Origin of the sequence: Enterococcus asini ATCC 700915 (genome assembly GCF_000407365.1) — a bacterium.
GTDB classification, from domain to species: domain Bacteria; phylum Bacillota; class Bacilli; order Lactobacillales; family Enterococcaceae; genus Enterococcus_C; species Enterococcus_C asini.
This window is the reverse complement of the sequence record NZ_ASVU01000001.1, coordinates 565001-585279: the sequence shown is the minus strand read 5'-3', so window position 1 is coordinate 585279 and position 20279 is coordinate 565001. Positions and strand designations below refer to the sequence as shown.

Here is a 20279-nt window from a genome sequence, read left to right as displayed (position 1 = left end):
CCAAAGGAGACGGAGCAGATGGAAGATTATTTAGTAAAAGCATTGGCTTACCAAGGGTTGGTGCGGGCTTATGCAGTAGCGGCAACGGATACGGTAGCAGAAGCACAACGGCGACATGATACCTGGAACACCGCCTCAGCAGCTCTAGGTCGCTCGTTAGTCGGAGGCTTATTGTTAGGGGCGACTGTAAAAGGCGACGATCGCCTGACGATTAAAATTCAAGGGGATGGACCAGCGGGAGCAATCGTTGTGGATGCCAATGGTCACGGAGAAGTCAAAGGGTATTTGCAAAATCCTCATGTGAGCCTGCCTTTAAATGAAAAAGGGAAGCTAGACGTGCGGGGAGCCGTGGGGACCCAAGGGATGTTTACTGTGATTAAAGATTTAGGCCTGAAAGAACCTTTTTCCGGTCAAACTCCGATCGTTTCCGGGGAACTAGGGGAAGACTTTACGTATTATTTGGCGATTTCCGAGCAGATTCCTTCTGCGGTGGGCTTAAGCGTCTTGGTAGATACCGACGACAGCATCAAAGTTGCTGGGGGCTTTATGCTACAAATCATGCCAGGAGCCGACGAAAGCATCATCAGTGCAATTGAAACCAACTTGGCAAATACGCCGCAAATCTCCACCTTGCTAGACGAAGGTAAAACCCCGGAAGAAATCTTAGACAGCTTGCTACCGGATACGGAATTAGTGGTCTTGGAAACAATGCCGGTGAGCTTTACTTGTGATTGTTCCAAGGATAAATTCGCCCGGGCGATTATTTCCCTTGGAAAAGATGAAATCCAAGCCATGATCGACGAAGATCACGGAGCCAAAGCGGTTTGTTCCTTCTGTGGGGAAAAATACAGCTACACGGAAGCTGAACTCGTAGCGCTAAAAGAGGAGGCCACAGCCGAAAATGAGTGATCAAAGTTGGCAAATCGGGAATGTGACGATTCCCAATCGGGTCGTGGTAGCACCCATGGCGGGCATCAGTAATGCGGCCTTTCGCGTGACGGTAAAAGAATTCGGCGCCGGCCTTGTGGTCTGTGAGATGATCAGCGACCAAGGCATTCATTTTCGCAATAAGAAAACTTTGGAGATGCTTTATATCGATGAACGGGAACACCCCCTAAGCGTGCAAATCTTTGGGGCCAATCGGGATACGCTGGTAGAGGCGGCACAGTTCGTCCAAGAAAACACCAAAGCGGATATCATCGACATTAATATGGGCTGTCCGGTTCCCAAAGTCACCAAAGCCGATGCCGGTGCCAAATGGCTTTTGGACCCAGAGAAGATTTACGAGATGGTGCAAGCCGTAGCCAGTAGCGTGGATATTCCTGTAACGGTGAAGATGCGTATTGGATGGGATTCGGAGCATATCTTTGCGGTGGAAAATGCGCTGGCAGCAGAGTCGGCCGGAGCAGCGGCGATTGCCATGCACGGCCGCACGCGAGTACAGATGTACACTGGCTCAGCCGATTGGACGGTTTTAAAAGAAGTCAAAAAGCATTTAACCGTGCCGTTTATTGGTAACGGGGACGTGCGCACACCAGAAGATGCCAAACGGATGTTGGAAGAAGTCGGCGCCGATGGAGTGATGATTGGCCGGGCAGCACTAGGCAATCCGTGGATGATTCACCGCACGGAGCGCTACTTGGCTACGGGTAAGTTGATTCCTGAACCAACGCCGTTGGAAAAGATTGCTACTGCCAAAGTTCATTTAAATCGTTTGGTGGACTTAAAAGGCGACGTGATCGCTTCCCGTGAGTTTCGCCAGCATGCGGCTTACTATCTAAAGGGCATTCCTAAAGCAAGTAAGGTCAAAAAGGCGATTAATGAAGCGGAAGGACAAGCGGCAGTAGTCCAAATTTTGGATGAGTTTGCCGAAGCTGTTGCAGAGCGCCAACTAGTGGAAGCCGGTCAATAAATGAGGATTCAAGCCGAAAGTGAATTTCGGCTTGCTTTTTTGTGCCAATCTTGGCATTATAAGGAAGAATGGGCACATTTGTACATTTCATGAAGCGTGCCTGCAATGGGGCCAAGGGACAATGTCTACAGGGCCAAAGGAAAAACAAGAGGAGGAAAACGCGTGTCTGAGGAACATAATCAGCCAAAAACAGAAGAATTAAACGATCAAATGTTGGTTCGTCGCGAGAAGATGGATAGCCTGCGTGAAGAAGGGATTGATCCGTTCGGCAAGCGTTTTGACCGTACCTATAATTCACAAGAACTCCATGAAAAATTTGACGATTTAACCAAGGAAGAAATCAAAGAACTCGGTTTAACCGCGAGCATCGCTGGTCGAATGATGACCAAACGGGGAAAAGGGAAAGTCGGGTTTGCCCACTTACAAGACCGGGAAGGCCAAGTTCAGATTTATGTCCGCAAAGATGAAGTCGGTGAAGAAAACTACCAAATTTTCAAAAAAGCCGATTTAGGGGACTTCCTAGGGGTTACCGGGGAAATTATGAAGACGGATATGGGAGAAGTCAGCATTAAAGCCACGGAAGTTACCATGCTGTCAAAAGCTTTACGTCCCTTACCGGATAAATACCACGGCTTGACCAATATCGAACAACGCTATCGTCAACGTTACTTAGATTTAATCAGTAATAAAGAAAGCTTTGACCGGTTTGTTAAACGCAGTCGGATTATTTCCAGCATTCGGAACTACTTAGACGGCAATGGCTATTTAGAAGTGGAAACACCGGTCTTGCACAACCAACCGGGTGGGGCTTCCGCGCGACCATTTATTACCCATCACAATGCGTTGGATATGGAATTGTATCTCCGGATTGCGTTGGAACTACATTTGAAACGTCTGATTGTCGGAGGTATGGAGAAAGTCTACGAAATCAGTCGCGTTTTCCGTAACGAAGGAATCGATACGACTCACAATCCTGAGTTCACCATGTTGGAAGTCTACACTGCTTACACAGACTACTTGGATGTCATGGACCTAACAGAAGGCATTATTCGCAATGCTGCCATTGCGGCAAACGGCACTGGCAAGATTGAATACGATGGACAAGCCATCGACTTAGATGCTGATTTTGGTCGTCTGCACATGGTAGACGGGATCAAACAAGTTACCGGCGTCGATTTCTGGGAAGAAAAAACCTTAGAAGAAGCTCGGGCTTTGGCAAAAGAGCACCACGTGGAAATCAATGACTCCATGCAAGTGGGTCAAATCATCAATGAATTTTTCGAAATCTTTGTGGAAGAAACCTTAGTGGCACCGACATTTGTGTACGGTCATCCAGTGGAAGTTTCCCCATTAGCGAAGAAAAATCCTGAAGACCCACGTTTCACCGATCGTTTTGAACTGTTTATCATTGGTAAAGAATTTGCCAATGCCTTTACGGAATTAAACGATCCAATCGATCAAAGAGAACGTTTTGAAGAACAAGAACGTCAAAGAGAAGCCGGGGATGATGAAGCCCATGGTGTCGATGAAGACTTCTTGGAAGCTTTGGAATACGGTATGCCGCCAACCGGTGGTTTAGGAATCGGCATTGACCGTTTGGTGATGTTGTTAACGGACGCTCAGTCTATTCGGGATGTCCTATTATTCCCAACTATGCGTTAAATTGCCTTTAAGGCTTGGAAAAAGACCTAGCAGCGTCTGTTGCCAGGTCTTTTTTTACTTCTAAAAGTAGCATCTGTCCAAGAAATACTCTTAGTGAGGGAGTATTGTAAGTAAGTAGGCTTTTAATAGAATAAGAAAAAGGCTAGAATTGGTTAGTTGATTTTGTTGAAAAAGTCTTTGAAAAGGGTTTGAAACCGAAGGAAAACGAAGTGACGGAGGATTCTGTTCGTCTTTGAAAAAAAGCTTGAAAAAATCACAAAAAATCGTTGACCGAAGGCGTTGTTGTTGGTATATTATTACTTGTCCGTTAGGGGACAGGCGATTGTGAGAACGAGTTGAAAAAAACATTTAAAAAAATGTTGACAACTTATTCAACACCTGATAAACTAACAGAGTTGCTGAAAAGCTTACAACATCGCAGTTTAACCGCTGGTGTTCGAAAAAAACTTTTATAAAAAAAGTTGACATTCAAAACGTCATCTGATATGATATAAAGGTTGCTGGAGCAACACAGTAGACCTTTGAAAACTGAACAAAAAGCAAAACAACCAATGTGTAGGGCGCTTTGATTTATCAAAGCAAACAACATTTGCAAGCAATTGCTAGCAAAGTCAATTTTTAACAAATGAGCTTAAACGAGTTTATCTCGTTCAAACACTTTTTATGAGAGTTTGATCCTGGCTCAGGACGAACGCTGGCGGCGTGCCTAATACATGCAAGTCGAACGCTTTTGTTTTCACCGGAGCTTGCTCCACCGAAAACAAAAGAGTGGCGGACGGGTGAGTAACACGTGGGTAACCTGCCCTCAAGCGGGGGATAACACTTGGAAACAGGTGCTAATACCGCATAACAATCAGAATCGCATGATTTTGATTTGAAAGGCGCTTTTGCGTCACTTGAGGATGGACCCGCGGTGCATTAGCTAGTTGGTGAGGTAACGGCTCACCAAGGCCACGATGCATAGCCGACCTGAGAGGGTGATCGGCCACACTGGGACTGAGACACGGCCCAGACTCCTACGGGAGGCAGCAGTAGGGAATCTTCGGCAATGGACGAAAGTCTGACCGAGCAACGCCGCGTGAGTGAAGAAGGTTTTCGGATCGTAAAACTCTGTTGTTAGAGAAGAACAAGGGTGAGAGTAGAATGTTCACCCCTTGACGGTATCTAACCAGAAAGCCACGGCTAACTACGTGCCAGCAGCCGCGGTAATACGTAGGTGGCAAGCGTTGTCCGGATTTATTGGGCGTAAAGCGAGCGCAGGCGGTCTCTTAAGTCTGATGTGAAAGCCCTCGGCTCAACCGGGGAGGGTCATTGGAAACTGGGAGACTTGAGTGCAGAAGAGGAGAGTGGAATTCCATGTGTAGCGGTGAAATGCGTAGATATATGGAGGAACACCAGTGGCGAAGGCGGCTCTCTGGTCTGTAACTGACGCTGAGGCTCGAAAGCGTGGGGAGCAAACAGGATTAGATACCCTGGTAGTCCACGCCGTAAACGATGAGTGCTAAGTGTTGGAGGGTTTCCGCCCTTCAGTGCTGCAGCTAACGCATTAAGCACTCCGCCTGGGGAGTACGGCCGCAAGGCTGAAACTCAAAGGAATTGACGGGGGCCCGCACAAGCGGTGGAGCATGTGGTTTAATTCGAAGCAACGCGAAGAACCTTACCAGGTCTTGACATCCTTTGACCACTCTAGAGATAGAGCTTTCCCTTCGGGGACAAAGTGACAGGTGGTGCATGGTTGTCGTCAGCTCGTGTCGTGAGATGTTGGGTTAAGTCCCGCAACGAGCGCAACCCTTATTGTTAGTTGCCATCATTCAGTTGGGCACTCTAGCGAGACTGCCGGTGACAAACCGGAGGAAGGTGGGGATGACGTCAAATCATCATGCCCCTTATGACCTGGGCTACACACGTGCTACAATGGGAAGTACAACGAGTTGCAAAGTCGCGAGGCTAAGCTAATCTCTTAAAGCTTCTCTCAGTTCGGATTGCAGGCTGCAACTCGCCTGCATGAAGCCGGAATCGCTAGTAATCGCGGATCAGCACGCCGCGGTGAATACGTTCCCGGGCCTTGTACACACCGCCCGTCACACCACGAGAGTTTGTAACACCCGAAGTCGGTGAGGTAACCTTTTGGAGCCAGCCGCCTAAGGTGGGATAGATGATTGGGGTGAAGTCGTAACAAGGTAGCCGTATCGGAAGGTGCGGCTGGATCACCTCCTTTCTAAGGAATATTACGGAAGACTACACAGTGTTTTGCTTTTGTTCAGTTTTGAGAGGCCTACGGGTATCTCAAAAAGACTTGTTCATTGAAAACTGGATATTGAAATACAAGAAAAACAAACCGAGAACACACACCGCGGTTGGATGAAGAAATTCGCTCAATTGCTTATTCTTGAGTAACCTTCTATCGCTAGAAGAAGTACTCAAAACCCGACCGTAAGGTCGTTAAGGTTAAGTGAATAAGGGCGCACGGTGGATGCCTTGGCACTAGGAGCCGATGAAGGACGGGACTAACGCCGATATGCTTTGGGGAGCTGTAAGTAAGCTATGATCCAGAGATTTCCGAATGGGGGAACCCAACATCTTTGATAGGATGTTACGAATAGGTGAATTCATAGCCTACTCGAGGTAGACGCAGAGAACTGAAACATCTAAGTACCTGCAGGAAGAGAAAGAAAATTCGATTCCCTGAGTAGCGGCGAGCGAAACGGGAAAAGCCCAAACCAAGAGGCTTGCCTCTTGGGGTTGTAGGACTCCAATCTGGTAGTTTTTTCAGATAGCCGAAATACCTGGAAAGGTATGTCAAAGAGGGTAAAAACCCCGTAGGCGAAATTTGGAAGACACCTAGGAGGATCCTGAGTACGGCGGAACACGAGGAATTCCGTCGGAATCCGGGAGGACCATCTCCCAAGGCTAAATACTCCCTAGTGACCGATAGTGAACCAGTACCGTGAGGGAAAGGTGAAAAGCACCCCGGAAGGGGAGTGAAATAGATCCTGAAACCGTGTGCCTACAACAAGTTAGAGCCCGTTAATGGGTGATAGCGTGCCTTTTGTAGAATGAACCGGCGAGTTACGATTGCATGCGAGGTTAAGTTGAAGAGACGGAGCCGCAGCGAAAGCGAGTCTGAATAGGGCGAATGAGTATGTAGTCGTAGACCCGAAACCATGTGATCTACCCATGTCCAGGTTGAAGGTGCGGTAAAACGCACTGGAGGACCGAACCCACGTACGTTGAAAAGTGCGGGGATGAGGTGTGGGTAGCGGAGAAATTCCAATCGAACTTGGAGATAGCTGGTTCTCTCCGAAATAGCTTTAGGGCTAGCGTCGAAGTTGAGAATGATGGAGGTAGAGCACTGTTTGGACTAGGGGCCCATCTCGGGTTACCGAATTCAGATAAACTCCGAATGCCATTCATTCATATTCGGCAGTCAGACTATGAGTGATAAGATCCATAGTCGAAAGGGAAACAGCCCAGACCACCAGCTAAGGTCCCCAAATATATGTTAAGTGGAAAAGGATGTGGGGTTGCACAGACAACTAGGATGTTGGCTCAGAAGCAGCCATCATTTAAAGAGTGCGTAATAGCTCACTAGTCGAGTGACCCTGCGCCGAAAATGTACCGGGGCTAAACATATTACCGAAGCTGTGGATTGTACCTTTGGTACAATGGTAGGAGAGCGTTCTAAGGGCGTTGAAGGTAGATCGTGAGGACTGCTGGAGCGCTTAGAAGTGAGAATGCCGGTATGAGTAGCGAAAGACAGGTGAGAATCCTGTCCACCGAATGACTAAGGTTTCCTGGGGAAGGCTCGTCCGCCCAGGGTTAGTCGGGACCTAAGCCGAGGCCGATAGGCGTAGGCGATGGACAACAGGTTGATATTCCTGTACCCGTTCGCTTTGTTTGAGCAATGGAGGGACGCAGGAGGCTAAGAAGTGCAGACTGATGGATATGTCTGTTCAAGCAGTAAGTCTTGTGATGAGTCAAATGCTTATCACTATACGGACAAGCTGTGATGAGGAGGGAACTAATAGTACCGAAGCTTCTGATGTCACACTGCCAAGAAAAGCTTCTAGTGAGAAACGAACGGCCCGTACCGCAAACCGACACAGGTAGTCGAGGAGAGAATCCTAAGGTGTGCGAGAGAACTCTCGTTAAGGAACTCGGCAAAATGACCCCGTAACTTCGGGAGAAGGGGTGCTGCTCGTAAGAGCAGCCGCAGTGAATAGGCCCAAGCGACTGTTTATCAAAAACACAGGTCTCTGCAAAATCGAAAGATGACGTATAGGGGCTGACGCCTGCCCGGTGCTGGAAGGTTAAGAGGAGTGCTTAGCGCAAGCGAAGGTACGAATTGAAGCCCCAGTAAACGGCGGCCGTAACTATAACGGTCCTAAGGTAGCGAAATTCCTTGTCGGGTAAGTTCCGACCCGCACGAAAGGCGTAACGATTTGGGCACTGTCTCAACGAGAGACTCGGTGAAATTTTAGTACCTGTGAAGATGCAGGTTACCCGCGACAGGACGGAAAGACCCCATGGAGCTTTACTGTAGTTTGATATTGAGTGTCTGTACCGCATGTACAGGATAGGTAGGAGCCGTAGAAGTCGGGACGCTAGTTTCGACGGAGGCGCTGGTGGGATACTACCCTTGCGTTATGGCCACTCTAACCCGCAGCCCTGATCGGGCTGGGAGACAGTGTCAGATGGGCAGTTTGACTGGGGCGGTCGCCTCCTAAAAGGTAACGGAGGCGCCCAAAGGTTCCCTCAGAATGGTTGGAAATCATTCGCAGAGTGTAAAGGCAGAAGGGAGCTTGACTGCGAGACTTACAAGTCGAGCAGGGACGAAAGTCGGGCTTAGTGATCCGGTGGTTCCGCATGGAAGGGCCATCGCTCAACGGATAAAAGCTACCCTGGGGATAACAGGCTTATCTCCCCCAAGAGTCCACATCGACGGGGAGGTTTGGCACCTCGATGTCGGCTCGTCGCATCCTGGGGCTGTAGTCGGTCCCAAGGGTTGGGCTGTTCGCCCATTAAAGCGGCACGCGAGCTGGGTTCAGAACGTCGTGAGACAGTTCGGTCCCTATCCGTCGCGGGCGTTGGAAATTTGAGAGGAGCTGTCCTTAGTACGAGAGGACCGGGATGGACTTACCGCTGGTGTACCAGTTGTCTCGCCAGAGGCATCGCTGGGTAGCTATGTAGGGAAGGGATAAACGCTGAAAGCATCTAAGTGTGAAGCCCACCTCAAGATGAGATTTCCCATTCTTTTAAAGAAGTAAGATCCCTGAGAGATGATCAGGTAGATAGGTCAGAAGTGGAAGGCCAGTGATGGTTGGAGCGGACTGATACTAATCGATCGAGGACTTAACCAAAAGAAACGTGGACTTGGTTGTAAGACGTATTTCAAATCCAGTTTTGAGTGAGCAAAGACTTACTCAACTAAATAGTGTGGTGACGATAGCGAGAAGGATACACCTGTAACCTTGCCGAACACAGAAGTTAAGCTTCTTAGCGCCGATTGTAGTGAAGGGTTTCCCTTTGTGAGAGTAGGACGTCGCCACGCATCATTCCGGCATAGCTCAGTTGGTAGTAGCGCATGACTGTTAATCATGATGTCGTAGGTTCGAGTCCTACTGCCGGAGTTCTTAAGACAGTTTCGACTGTCTTTTTTTTGTATTTTTTAAAGAAGAATCTTTGTAACGTTGATAAGACTTTTACTTAAGAAGGGACTTCATTTTCGAGTAATTATTTTTAGTGTCATTTTTCAAAGTCACTGATTAATTGTATTGATTTAATAGGTTGTTTAATCTAGAATTAGTTTCTAGGAGCTTGCTATATGGCTTACTAGCTGTCATGTTAGCGAAACATGTGGATTGAAAAATTAAGGTAATTTATAGGAGAGCCAGTTTTATTTTCTGGTTCTTTTTTTGTGTGATTACATAATTTCTCTAGGATAACCAATCAATAAAAAAAGGTGTTTCTGCTCAGTTAGAGTAGAAACACCTTTTTTAGTTCTAATAAGGCCGGCGAATATCAAATGTGTCCCCTAAGTTTGCGTAGGTATTGCCAGCCAAGCGAGCGATTGGGTCCAGTTTTTCTGGGAGAATGTATTGACGCTCTGCTGAAAAGATGGCTGGGTCAAAAGCGTAGTGTAGGACTTCTAAAATAAATAAGTCACTGACGATACGCTGGTTTTGATCCGTGACAGGAACGTACTGGTGGACTCGAACTTCCAGGCGAATCGCCGCTTCTTGAATGCTGGGCACCTCCACTTGTTGACTGGGAATCAAGGTAACCGGTTGTTGTTCCAGCTCGCTAATTTCAGGTGGAAGACTGGCGGCGGTTTGATTCATAATCGCTAGTACATCCTCATTGACAATATGAATTACGCCTTCTTTTTGCGCCAATAAGTTACGGGCAGTGTCTTTTGCGAGGCCTTGTGCGCGATTAATGGAGAGGCTCACAAGGGGTGGCTGGCTGCTTACTACATTGAAGTAGCTAAATGGTGCCGCGTTGACCACTTGGGTAGTCGGATCCTTCGTGGTGATCCAAGCAATCGGCCGGGGAATAACACTCCCCGTAAGAAACTTGTAATTTTGCAGACCGCTGAGTTCTTGGGCGGAAAATTCAATCATAGACGGACCTACTTTCGTTGCGTATTGGCATCCGAGGTGTCGAATGGTCGGACGTATTCTTCGATTTCTTGGCGCTTTTCTTCAAAGTCGGGAGGCAAGGAGAGGATTTCCCCGGCCTTTTCATAAGTCTCATCTTGCAAGAAGCCCGGTCCGTCTGTTGCTAGTTCAAAAAGAATATGGGGACCGGCTAGGAAATATTCCGATTGGAAATAAAAACGATCTACGAAACCAGAATTCCGGAAGTTGCCTTCATTCAAGCGGTCGATCCAGTGACGGAGGGCAGCTTGGTCGGCCACTCGCAGTGCTAAGTGATGAACGTTGCCGTAGCCTTCTAACGCTGGTGGCAAGTCTGGTTGATGATCTACTAAGAGTGTAGCCCCGTTGCCCCCTTCACCGACTTCAAAGTGATGCAAACTGTCTTCTGCCGGGAGGGTTTCTTTAAAGCCGAGGACTTGTGTTAAGGTTTCGGTAAATGGCTCCAACTCACTTACGGTAACCACCACAGGACCTAATCCGAGAATGGCGTGTTTTGGGGCCACATTGCTCTTTTTCCATGGTGTACCGCCAGCCATGCCGTGATTGGTTTCGTCTGAGACCAATTGCATCAGTTGGTTGTCAAAGTCATGAAATTCTAAATAGCGCTTGCCGAAGCGACTACGGATTTCCCCATGGGCTACATCGTATTCCTCAAAGCGTTTGCGCCAATACTCTAAAGAGGCATCACTGGGTACCCGGAATCCGGTGCGAGAAATCGTATTGGTTCCTTTGCTGCCTTTCCCGACGCCGGGAAAATCAAAGAATGTCATATCCGTTCCGGGACTACCTAGATCATCGGTAAAGTAGAGATGATAGGTTTCAATATCGTCTTGGTTGACGGTTTTTTTTATCAGGCGTAGGCCTAAAATATCTGTGAAAAAGCGGTAGGTCTTTTTCGCACTAGAGGTCATAGCAGTCACATGATGGAGACCTTTAATTGTTGTATCTAGCATAAAATGTCAGCTCCTTTACTTACTTAATGTAAGTATAACAACCGAAGACAGAATACGCAATGAACTTGTCTCGTGAGGATTCAAGTAAAAAAACCGGTGAAACCGAACAGCGGATGAAATGTGGCGTTTCAAAGAAGGACTCTGGCTAGACGTCACGCCTTTTTTGAGGCAAACTAGAGTACAAATAGGAGTGAAGAAGGGATGAGTACTGTGAGAAAAATTGGTTTTTATGGAATGGGCAATATGGGACAAGCGATGTTAAAAGGATTGGTGAAAGCTGGCTATCCGGTAGATGATCTTTTGATTTATAACCGTCATGGGGCCGTGGCAGAAGAATTGGCCGCAGAATATGGGGTAACCGCAATTCAGACACCAGAAGACTTGGCCAAAGCGAGCCAGGTGATTCTTTTTGCAGTGAAGCCGGCGATTTTACCAGGAGTCTTGCAAGCTTTAGCCCCGGTCTTGACCAAAGAGCAGAGTTTGATTTCTGTAGCTGCGGGGATTTCCTTGGGGCAAATGGCGGACCTCTTGTCTCAAGAACACAAGCTGTTTCGGGTGATGCCGAATACCCCGGCATTGGTCGGGGAAGGGATGTCTGCTGTGGCCCACAATGAGCCTGTCACCTTAGAAGAAGTCCAAGAAGTCTTGGGGATTTTCAATAGCTTCGGGAAAGCGGAATTGGTGGAAGAAAAACTCATCGATGCCGTGGTGGGAGTCGCGGGCTCTGCGCCGGCTTATGTGTACTTGTTTATCGAAGCTTTAGCCGATGGGGCCGTATCAGAAGGCATGAGTCGCGAGATGGCCTATGAATTTGCCGCGCAAACCGTCTTAGGCTCGGCACAAATGGTACTGAAAACAAAAGCGCATCCCGGTGCTTTGAAGGATCAGGTGACTTCCCCTGGGGGCACCACGATTGCGGCGGTGAAGGAATTAGAAGACCGAGGCTTGCGTAGCGCGGTGATCAACGCGGTGAAAGTAGCGGCTCAAAAAAACCGGGAAATGAGCCAACAATAAAAGTAACGAAATCTATCTGTGTGTATTTGCTAGATCGTGATTCTTTGGAAGAATACGGTCTAGCTTTTTAATTATTCTAAACTAGCTATCGTTTGTTAGCTATACCAGATTAAAGAAGCGCAAAGAGGCGGAGAGATTTCCTGGGAGAATTCCTTGGAAAATCCCGAATAGACTCGGAAAAAAGCATTTCAAAAAAAGATTGTGAATAAAAGAATAAGCTCGGTAAAAAAATAGGCAAGGTCGTTGCTTATCATTCTCAATTAGCGTAAAATGAATGAGAATTGAAAAGATTTGGAGGGAAAAGCATGTCTACATTAGAAATCAAGAACCTACACGTGTCCATTGAAGATAAAGAAATCCTGAAAGGGGTTAATTTAACCCTGAAAACCGGAGAAATCCATGCCATCATGGGGCCAAACGGTACCGGGAAATCCACCTTGTCTGCAGCCATCATGGGCAATCCAAACTATGAAGTAACCCAAGGGGAAATCCTCTTGGATGGGGAAAATGTCTTAGAGATGGAAGTCGACGAACGGGCGCGCAAAGGATTGTTTTTGGCGATGCAATATCCTTCCGAAATTCCGGGAGTTACCAATGCAGAATTCATGCGGGCGGCCATCAATGCGAAACGTCCGGAAGAAGACAAACTAAATGTCATGCAATTCCTGAAAAAACTCGATCAAAAAATGGCGCTTTTGAACATGCCGGAAGAAATGGCAGAACGTTACTTGAACGAAGGCTTTTCCGGTGGGGAGAAAAAACGCAACGAAATCTTGCAGTTGATGATGCTAGAACCAAGCTTTGCGATTTTGGATGAAATCGACTCCGGTTTGGATATCGATGCTTTGAAAGTCGTGGCAAAAGGGGTCAATGAAATGCGAGGGGACAACTTCGGTTCTTTGATCATCACTCACTATCAACGCCTGTTGAACTATATCACCCCTGATGTGGTGCATATCATGATGGATGGCCGGGTGGTCTTAACCGGGGATGCGGACTTGGCAAAACGCCTGGAAGCAGAAGGCTATGCCGGTATTAGTGAAGAGCTCGGTATCGAATACAAAGAAGAAGTCTAAGGGGGCCAAAGATAATGACACAATTGAAAGATTATCTAGAGGCCGTGGAATTATTTTCTGCCACTCAGGAAGAACCAGCTTGGTTATTGGAACGCCGGAAAGCGGCTTTGGCCCAAGTGGATGAACTACACTTGCCTCATATTGACCAAGTGCGTTACCGGGATTGGCCACTTTTTGATGTGACTGCTGATTCCATGGAGCACAGCGAATTGCCGGACTCCATTGGGGTGATGGCTTTTGATGCCATGGAAGATCATCCATTATTGGTCCAAGCCGGGGGCATCACGGTGGCAGAACAACTGCCCCAGCACTTAATCGATGCCGGGGTAATCTTTACGGATCTCTTTACCGCGGCTAAAGAGCACAGCGATTTAGTAGAAGCCTACTTTATGAAACAAGCCGTGACCTTTGATGAAGATAAGTTAACCGCGGCGCATTTGGCCTTTTTAAACAGCGGGGCTTTTCTCTACATTCCGAAAAATCTCGTTATCGATGAACCAGTGGAAGCTGTCTTCCAACAAATGGGCGATAGCCATTTCTTCCATCACGTGTTAATCGTGGCCGAAGAAAACAGTCAGTTTAACTATTTGGAACGCTTTTTAAGCGCAGACGGGCAAAGTGTAGAACGGCCAGGAAATATCGTGGTGGAAGTCATTGCCAAAGCCGGCGCGCGCATCAAGTATTCCGCCGTGGATCGCTTAGGCAAGAACTTGACTACTTATTTGAATCGCCGTGGGTATATTTTGCAAGATGCGACAATCGACTGGGCCATTGGCGTAATGAACGACGGGGATATCGTGGCGGACTTCGATACGGACTTGGTGGGCGCTGGGGCGCACTCTGAGTGTAAAGTCGTAGCGATTTCTTCCGGTACCCAAATGCAAGCTATCGATACCCGAGTGACGAATATTGGCCAACACACCATTGGTCACATTCTCCAACACGGGGTGATTCGCGACCATGCTGCTTTGGTCTTTAACGGTATCGGTCATATTATCAAAGGGGCAAAAGGCGCCGATGCCCAACAAGAAAGCCGAGTATTGATGCTGTCTGATGGGGCCCGCGGCGATGCTAACCCAATTTTATTAATCGATGAAAATGAAGTTACAGCCGGTCACGCAGCTTCTGTGGGCCGGGTAGACCCGGATGAGATGTATTACCTTATGAGCCGGGGCTTGCATAAAGAAGAAGCAGAACGTTTGGTAATCCGAGGATTTTTAGGTTCTGTGATTACGGCCATTCCGATGAAAGAAGCCCAAAATGAATTTATCGGGGTCATTGAAGGGAAGCTGGACGCATGATTGATGGCAAAACAATTCGCCAAGATTTTCCGATTCTCGACCAAATCGTAAACGATGAACCCCTAGTCTATTTGGACAATGCGGCGACTACCCAAAAGCCTCAAGCAGTCCTGACTGCTTTGAATGACTACTATCATCATGACAATGCCAATGTCCATCGGGGCGTTCACACCTTAGCAGAACGGGCGACCGCAGCCTATGAAGCAGCCCGGGAAAAAGTCCGGAACTTTGTGAATGCCAAGGAAACCGCGGAAATCCTCTTTACTCGAGGGACGACCACGAGTTTGAACTGGGTGGCCCAAAGCTTCGGTGAGGCCTTTATCGAAGCGGGGGACGAAATCGTGATTTCTTATATGGAACACCACGCCAATATCATCCCTTGGCAACAATTGGCCCAGCGGAAAAATGCCAAGTTGGTCTATTTGGACATTACCCCAGAGGGTCACTTGGACATGAACGATGCCAAAGCAAAAATCGGTGCCAAGACCAAAATCGTCTCCATCGCGCAAGTCTCTAACGTCTTAGGTGGGGTTAATCCCATTGCCGAATTGACTGCCTTGGCCCATGCTGCAAATGCGGTGATGGTGGTGGATGGGGCCCAAGCGGTACCTCACATGCCCGTGGACGTGCAAGCTTTAGACTGTGACTTTTATGCCTTTAGTGGGCACAAGATGTGTGGTCCTACCGGCATCGGCGTGTTATATGGCAAGCGCCAGTGGCTAGAGCAAATGGAGCCGGTGGAATTTGGTGGGGAGATGATTGATTTCGTCAACCTTTACGACAGCACGTGGAAAGAGTTGCCTTGGAAGTTTGAAGCCGGTACGCCGAATATCGCTGGAGCAATCGGTTTAGGTGCGGCCATTGACTACTTATCCGCACTAGGGATGGACAACATTCACCAATATGAACAGGACTTGGTGAACTATGTCTTGCCTAAACTTACGGCAATCGAAGGCTTAACGGTTTACGGCCCGCAAAATCCAGCGGAACACACCGGGGTCGTGGCCTTTAACTTGGACGGAATTCATCCTCATGATGTGGCGACGGCCTTGGATATGGAAGGCGTCGCAGTACGGGCTGGTCATCACTGTGCCCAACCGTTACTACAACATTTACAAGTACCGGCGACGGCCCGGGCTAGCTTTTATTTTTACAATACGAAGGAGGATGCGGATCGCTTAGTGGCGGCCATCCTCGCGACAAAGGAGTTTTTCCAACATGGCACTATCTAAATTAGACAATTTGTATCGCCAAGTAATTTTGGACCACTCCAGTCATCCGCATCATCACGGGACACTGGGTAAGTCCGATTTAACAGTGGAAATGAACAACCCTACTTGTGGGGATGTGATTCACCTTGAATTGGAAGTCAAAGACGGCATTATCGAAAACATCGCCTTTGACGGTAGTGGCTGTTCGATTTCCACCGCCAGTGCTTCCATGATGACCGATGTGGTCTTAGGCAAACCTGTGTCCGAGATTGAAGACTTGACCTTGTTGTTTTCCGACTTGGTGCAAGGCAAAGACGTCCCGGAAGCCGAGCACTTAGGGGAAGCCGAAGTTTTAGCCGGCGTCGCTAAATTCCCAGCCCGGATCAAGTGTGCCACCCTGGCCTGGAAAGCATTAAGCAAAGCGGTCAATGACAACGAGTACGTGGGTGAAAGCGGCAATATCCAAAAACACGACGAGGAGTGATGGAAATGACGGTACCTGAAACAGAAGAATACAAATACGGCTTTCATGACGATGTCAAACCTGTCTATACTACCGGGGATGGCTTGTCAGAAGAGGTCATCCGCAAGATTTCCGCAGCGAAAAACGAACCGGAATGGATGCTGGACTTTCGTCTGAAATCTCTAGAAGCCTTCAATGAAATGGCTATGCCCCCTTATGGCCCAGATTTGTCTGAATTGGACTTCGATAAAATCAATTACTTTATCCGCTCCAGCGACAAAAAAGCTCGTAGCTGGGATGAAGTACCAGAAGAAATCAAAAATACCTTTGAACGCTTAGGGATTCCTGAAGCAGAACGAGCTTATCTTGCCGGTGCTTCCGCTCAATACGAATCCGAAGTGGTGTACCACAATATGAAAGAAGAGTTTGAAGAACTAGGCATCATCTTCACGGATACGGATACTGCACTACAAGAGTATCCAGAACTCTTTAAAGAATACTTTGGGACATTGGTACCACCAAGAGACAACAAGCTAGCGGCCTTAAACTCTGCAGCTTGGTCCGGGGGAACCTTCATTTACGTACCAAAAGGCGTCCGCACCGAGATTCCTATCCAGTCCTACTTCCGGATTAACTCCGAGAACACCGGGCAATTCGAACGGACACTGATTATCGTGGACGAAGGCGCCAGCATTAACTATGTAGAAGGCTGTACCGCACCGACTTACTCCAGTGACTCCCTCCATGCGGCAGTCGTCGAAGTATTCGTGAAAAAAGACGGCTATATGCGTTATACCACCATCCAAAACTGGTCGAATAATGTTTATTCCTTGGAAACCAAACGGGGTGTGGCCTACGAAAATGCCACCATGGAATGGGTCGATGGCAACTTAGGCTCTAAAGCTACGATGAAATACCCAAGTGTTTACATGAACGGCAAAGGCGCCCGGGGCACGATGCTTTCCATCGCCGTTGCCGGAAAAGGCATCGTCTTGGATAACGGCGCCCGCATGATCCACAATGCGGAGAATACTTCATCGACTATTATCTCCAAGTCCATCTCCAAAGACGGTGGGGAAGTGGATTACCGGGGTGAAGTACGCTTTGCGGAAAACTCCGCCGGTTCCAAATCCCATATTGAATGTGACACGATTATTATGGATGACCTATCGAAATCCGATACGATTCCCTACAATAAGATTTTAAACCACGACGTCACTTTGGAACACGAAGCCAAAGTCTCCAAGATTTCCGAAGAGCAGCTCTTCTACTTGATGAGCCGTGGTCTTTCTGAACAAGAAGCCACGGAAATGATCGTCATGGGCTTTGTAGAACCATTTACCAAAGAATTGCCGATGGAATACGCGGTAGAAATGAACCGCTTGATCAGCATGGAAATGGAAGGGTCCGTGGGGTAAGACCTATAAGAAGGCTAGGAAAGACTGTATGAAGCCTTTCCTAGCCTTTTTTTGTTTGAGAAATCATAACAAGAAGAAAGTTTCGTTATTTCTCAAGTAATCTTTACGGAGTCGTCTTTTTGTGATCATAATTTCTTTAAATTATCTAGGTATAGTGGATTCATACCAATAAACAACCCTAACACTTTTTCATTTTCTCCTCCCTCGCCATCTGACCAATGGCGAGCTTTTTTATCTAAAATTGAGTCTGAGTTGGATCTTTCAGCATAAAAAGAGGGCAATTGATGAAAAAAATTAGTCAATCGATTAGGAGGGGAGACGATGGGAGAGTTCGCTTTTTGTAGGGGAAATCAGATGGATGGATGATTGAGTATTCATTTGTTGTTCAAAAGGCGAATAATAGCGAAATAAAGGTGATTTTTGCTTTTGTTGTTCCAAAAAGAATTTGACGAAATCCCTTGACGAACTTCTTAAGAAATGATAAATTAGACAACGTTGCAAGTGAGAAAACAACTTTGGAAAACAGCTTGAAAAACATTTTAAATTTGCTGTTGACAGAGTCGTCTAAGCCTGTTAAACTAACGAAGTCGCTGTTCGACGGAAACGTCATTCGAGTGAAAGCACTACTGGAACTTCGAAAAAAAGTTTTAAAAAGTGTTTGACTTTTGAAAAGCAACCTGATATGATTAATGAGTTGCTGATAGCAACACAGTAGACCTTTGAAAACTGAACAAAAAGCAAAACAACCAATGTGTAGGGCGCTTTGATTTAATCAAAGCAAACAACATTTGCAAGCAATTGCTAGCAAAGTCAATTTTTAACAAATGAGCTTAAACGAGTTTATCTCGTTCAAACACTTTTTATGAGAGTTTGATCCTGGCTCAGGACGAACGCTGGCGGCGTGCCTAATACATGCAAGTCGAACGCTTTTGTTTTCACCGGAGCTTGCTCCACCGAAAACAAAAGAGTGGCGGACGGGTGAGTAACACGTGGGTAACCTGCCCTCAAGCGGGGGATAACACTTGGAAACAGGTGCTAATACCGCATAACAATCAAAGTCACATGATTTTGATTTGAAAGGCGCTTTTGCGTCACTTGAGGATGGACCCGCGGTGCATTAGCTAGTTGGTGAGGTAACGGCTCACCAAGGCCACGATGCATAGCCGACCTGAGAGGGTGATCGGCCACACTGGGACTGAGACACGGCCCAGACTCCTACGGGAGGCAGCAGTAGGGAATCTTCGGCAATGGACGAAAGTCTGACCGAGCAACGCCGCGTGAGTGAAGAAGGTTTTCGGATCGTAAAACTCTGTTGTTAGAGAAGAACAAGGGTGAGAGTAGAATGTTCACCCCTTGACGGTATCTAACCAGAAAGCCACGGCTAACTACGTGCCAGCAGCCGCGGTAATACGTAGGTGGCAAGCGTTGTCCGGATTTATTGGGCGTAAAGCGAGCGCAGGCGGTCTCTTAAGTCTGATGTGAAAGCCCCCGGCTCAACCGGGGAGGGTCATTGGAAACTGGGAGACTTGAGTGCAGAAGAGGAGAGTGGAATTCCATGTGTAGCGGTGAAATGCGTAGATATATGGAGGAACACCAGTGGCGAAGGCGGCTCTCTGGTCTGTAACTGACGCTGAGGCTCGAAAGCGTGGGGAGCAAACAGGATTAGATACCCTGGTAGTCCACGCCGTAAACGATGAGTGCTAAGTGTTGGAGGGTTTCCGCCCTTCAGTGCTGCAGCTAACGCATTAAGCACTCCGCCTGGGGAGTACGGCCGCAAGGCTGAAACTCAAAGGAATTGACGGGGGCCCGCACAAGCGGTGGAGCATGTGGTTTAATTCGAAGCAACGCGAAGAACCTTACCAGGTCTTGACATCCTTTGACCACTCTAGAGATAGAGCTTTCCCTTCGGGGACAAAGTGACAGGTGGTGCATGGTTGTCGTCAGCTCGTGTCGTGAGATGTTGGGTTAAGTCCCGCAACGAGCGCAACCCTTATTGTTAGTTGCCATCATTCAGTTGGGCACTCTAGCGAGACTGCCGGTGACAAACCGGAGGAAGGTGGGGATGACGTCAAATCATCATGCCCCTTATGACCTGGGCTACACACGTGCTACAATGGGAAGTACAACGAGTTGCAAAGTCGCGAGGCTAAGCTAATCTCTTAAAGCTTCTCTCAGTTCGGATTGCAGGCTGCAACTCGCCTGCATGAAGCCGGAATCGCTAGTAATCGCGGATCAGCACGCCGCGGTGAATACGTTCCCGGGCCTTGTACACACCGCCCGTCACACCACGAGAGTTTGTAACACCCGAAGTCGGTGAGGTAACCTTTTGGAGCCAGCCGCCTAAGGTGGGATAGATGATTGGGGTGAAGTCGTAACAAGGTAGCCGTATCGGAAGGTGCGGCTGGATCACCTCCTTTCTAAGGAATATTACGGAAGACTACACAGTGTTTTGCTTTTGTTCAGTTTTGAGAGGCCTACGGGTATCTCAAAAAGACTTGTTCATTGAAAACTGGATATTGAAATACAAGAAAAACAAACCGAGAACACACACCGCACTTGGATGAAGAAATTCGTTCAATTGCTTATTCTTGAGTAACCTTCTATCGCTAG

The 20279-nt window shown here is 47.7% G+C and carries 11 protein-coding genes, 1 tRNA gene and 4 rRNA genes; 14 read left to right on the top strand and 2 right to left on the bottom strand.

Features of this window, described 5'->3' with window-relative positions; translation table 11 throughout:
• The first annotated feature begins 18 nt into the window (after nt 1–18).
• The 7 genes from hslO (at nt 19) to I579_RS02865 (ending at nt 9204) form a co-directional block, all read left to right on the top strand.
• Nucleotides 19–909, top strand: coding sequence for an Hsp33 family molecular chaperone HslO (gene hslO, locus I579_RS02895; protein WP_010754877.1), 891 nt, complete (start codon nt 19–21; stop codon nt 907–909).
• Complete coding sequence (gene dusB, locus I579_RS02890; RefSeq protein ID WP_010754876.1) at nt 902–1912, top strand: tRNA dihydrouridine synthase DusB; 1011 nt, start codon at nt 902–904, stop codon at nt 1910–1912. Before hslO ends, dusB begins: the two co-directional genes overlap by 8 nt.
• A gap of 162 nt (nt 1913–2074) precedes the next feature.
• On the top strand, nt 2075–3574 hold the full coding sequence (gene lysS, locus I579_RS02885; protein WP_010754875.1) for a lysine--tRNA ligase: 1500 nt from the start codon (nt 2075–2077) through the stop codon (nt 3572–3574).
• Nucleotides 3575–4233: 659 nt separating this feature from the next.
• Nucleotides 4234–5792 (top strand): 16S ribosomal RNA (locus I579_RS02880).
• 228 nt (nt 5793–6020) lie between these two features.
• A 23S ribosomal RNA gene (locus I579_RS02875) occupies nt 6021–8934 on the top strand.
• A gap of 75 nt (nt 8935–9009) precedes the next feature.
• Nucleotides 9010–9125: ribosomal RNA gene (gene rrf, locus I579_RS02870) — 5S ribosomal RNA — on the top strand.
• The 16S, 23S and 5S rRNA genes sit together here with 1 tRNA gene alongside, the layout of an rRNA operon.
• Before the next feature lie 5 nt (nt 9126–9130).
• A tRNA-Asn gene (locus I579_RS02865) sits at nt 9131–9204 on the top strand.
• A 372-nt stretch (nt 9205–9576) separates the two neighbouring features.
• On the opposite strand, the gene I579_RS02860 is transcribed toward I579_RS02865, so the two are convergent.
• Both I579_RS02860 and I579_RS02855 read right to left on the bottom strand, forming a co-directional pair.
• A complete protein-coding gene (locus I579_RS02860; protein WP_010754426.1) occupies nt 9577–10197 on the bottom strand; it encodes a flavin reductase family protein in 621 nt (206 codons plus the stop codon).
• Nucleotides 10198–10205: 8 nt separating this feature from the next.
• Nucleotides 10206–11186 (bottom strand): ring-cleaving dioxygenase, encoded by a 981-nt coding sequence (locus I579_RS02855; RefSeq protein WP_010754425.1) that lies wholly within the window; start codon nt 11184–11186, stop codon nt 10206–10208.
• Between the two features lie 210 nt (nt 11187–11396).
• Here I579_RS02855 and proC point away from each other — a divergent pair, with 210 nt between their 5' ends.
• From proC to I579_RS02820, 7 genes are all read left to right on the top strand, one after another.
• A complete protein-coding gene (gene proC, locus I579_RS02850; protein WP_143139902.1) occupies nt 11397–12200 on the top strand; it encodes a pyrroline-5-carboxylate reductase in 804 nt (267 codons plus the stop codon).
• Nucleotides 12201–12505: 305 nt separating this feature from the next.
• Nucleotides 12506–13276, top strand: a complete 771-nt coding sequence (gene sufC / locus I579_RS02845) for a Fe-S cluster assembly ATPase SufC (RefSeq protein ID WP_010754423.1) — start codon at nt 12506–12508, stop codon at nt 13274–13276.
• A 14-nt stretch (nt 13277–13290) separates the two neighbouring features.
• Nucleotides 13291–14577 carry a Fe-S cluster assembly protein SufD gene (gene sufD / locus I579_RS02840; protein WP_010754422.1) on the top strand — a complete coding sequence of 429 codons (1287 nt, stop codon included), beginning with the start codon at nt 13291–13293 and terminating at the stop codon, nt 14575–14577.
• A complete protein-coding gene (locus I579_RS02835) occupies nt 14574–15809 on the top strand; it encodes a cysteine desulfurase (protein ID WP_010754421.1) in 1236 nt (411 codons plus the stop codon). The genes sufD and I579_RS02835 overlap by 4 nt, the downstream gene beginning before the upstream one ends.
• Nucleotides 15796–16272 carry a Fe-S cluster assembly sulfur transfer protein SufU gene (gene sufU / locus I579_RS02830; RefSeq protein ID WP_010754420.1) on the top strand — a complete coding sequence of 159 codons (477 nt, stop codon included), beginning with the start codon at nt 15796–15798 and terminating at the stop codon, nt 16270–16272. Before I579_RS02835 ends, sufU begins: the two co-directional genes overlap by 14 nt.
• A 5-nt stretch (nt 16273–16277) precedes the next feature.
• Nucleotides 16278–17669, top strand: coding sequence for a Fe-S cluster assembly protein SufB (sufB, locus tag I579_RS02825; protein ID WP_010754419.1), 1392 nt, complete (start codon nt 16278–16280; stop codon nt 17667–17669).
• A gap of 858 nt (nt 17670–18527) precedes the next feature.
• Nucleotides 18528–20086 (top strand): 16S ribosomal RNA (locus tag I579_RS02820).
• Nucleotides 20087–20279: the final 193 nt, after the last annotated feature.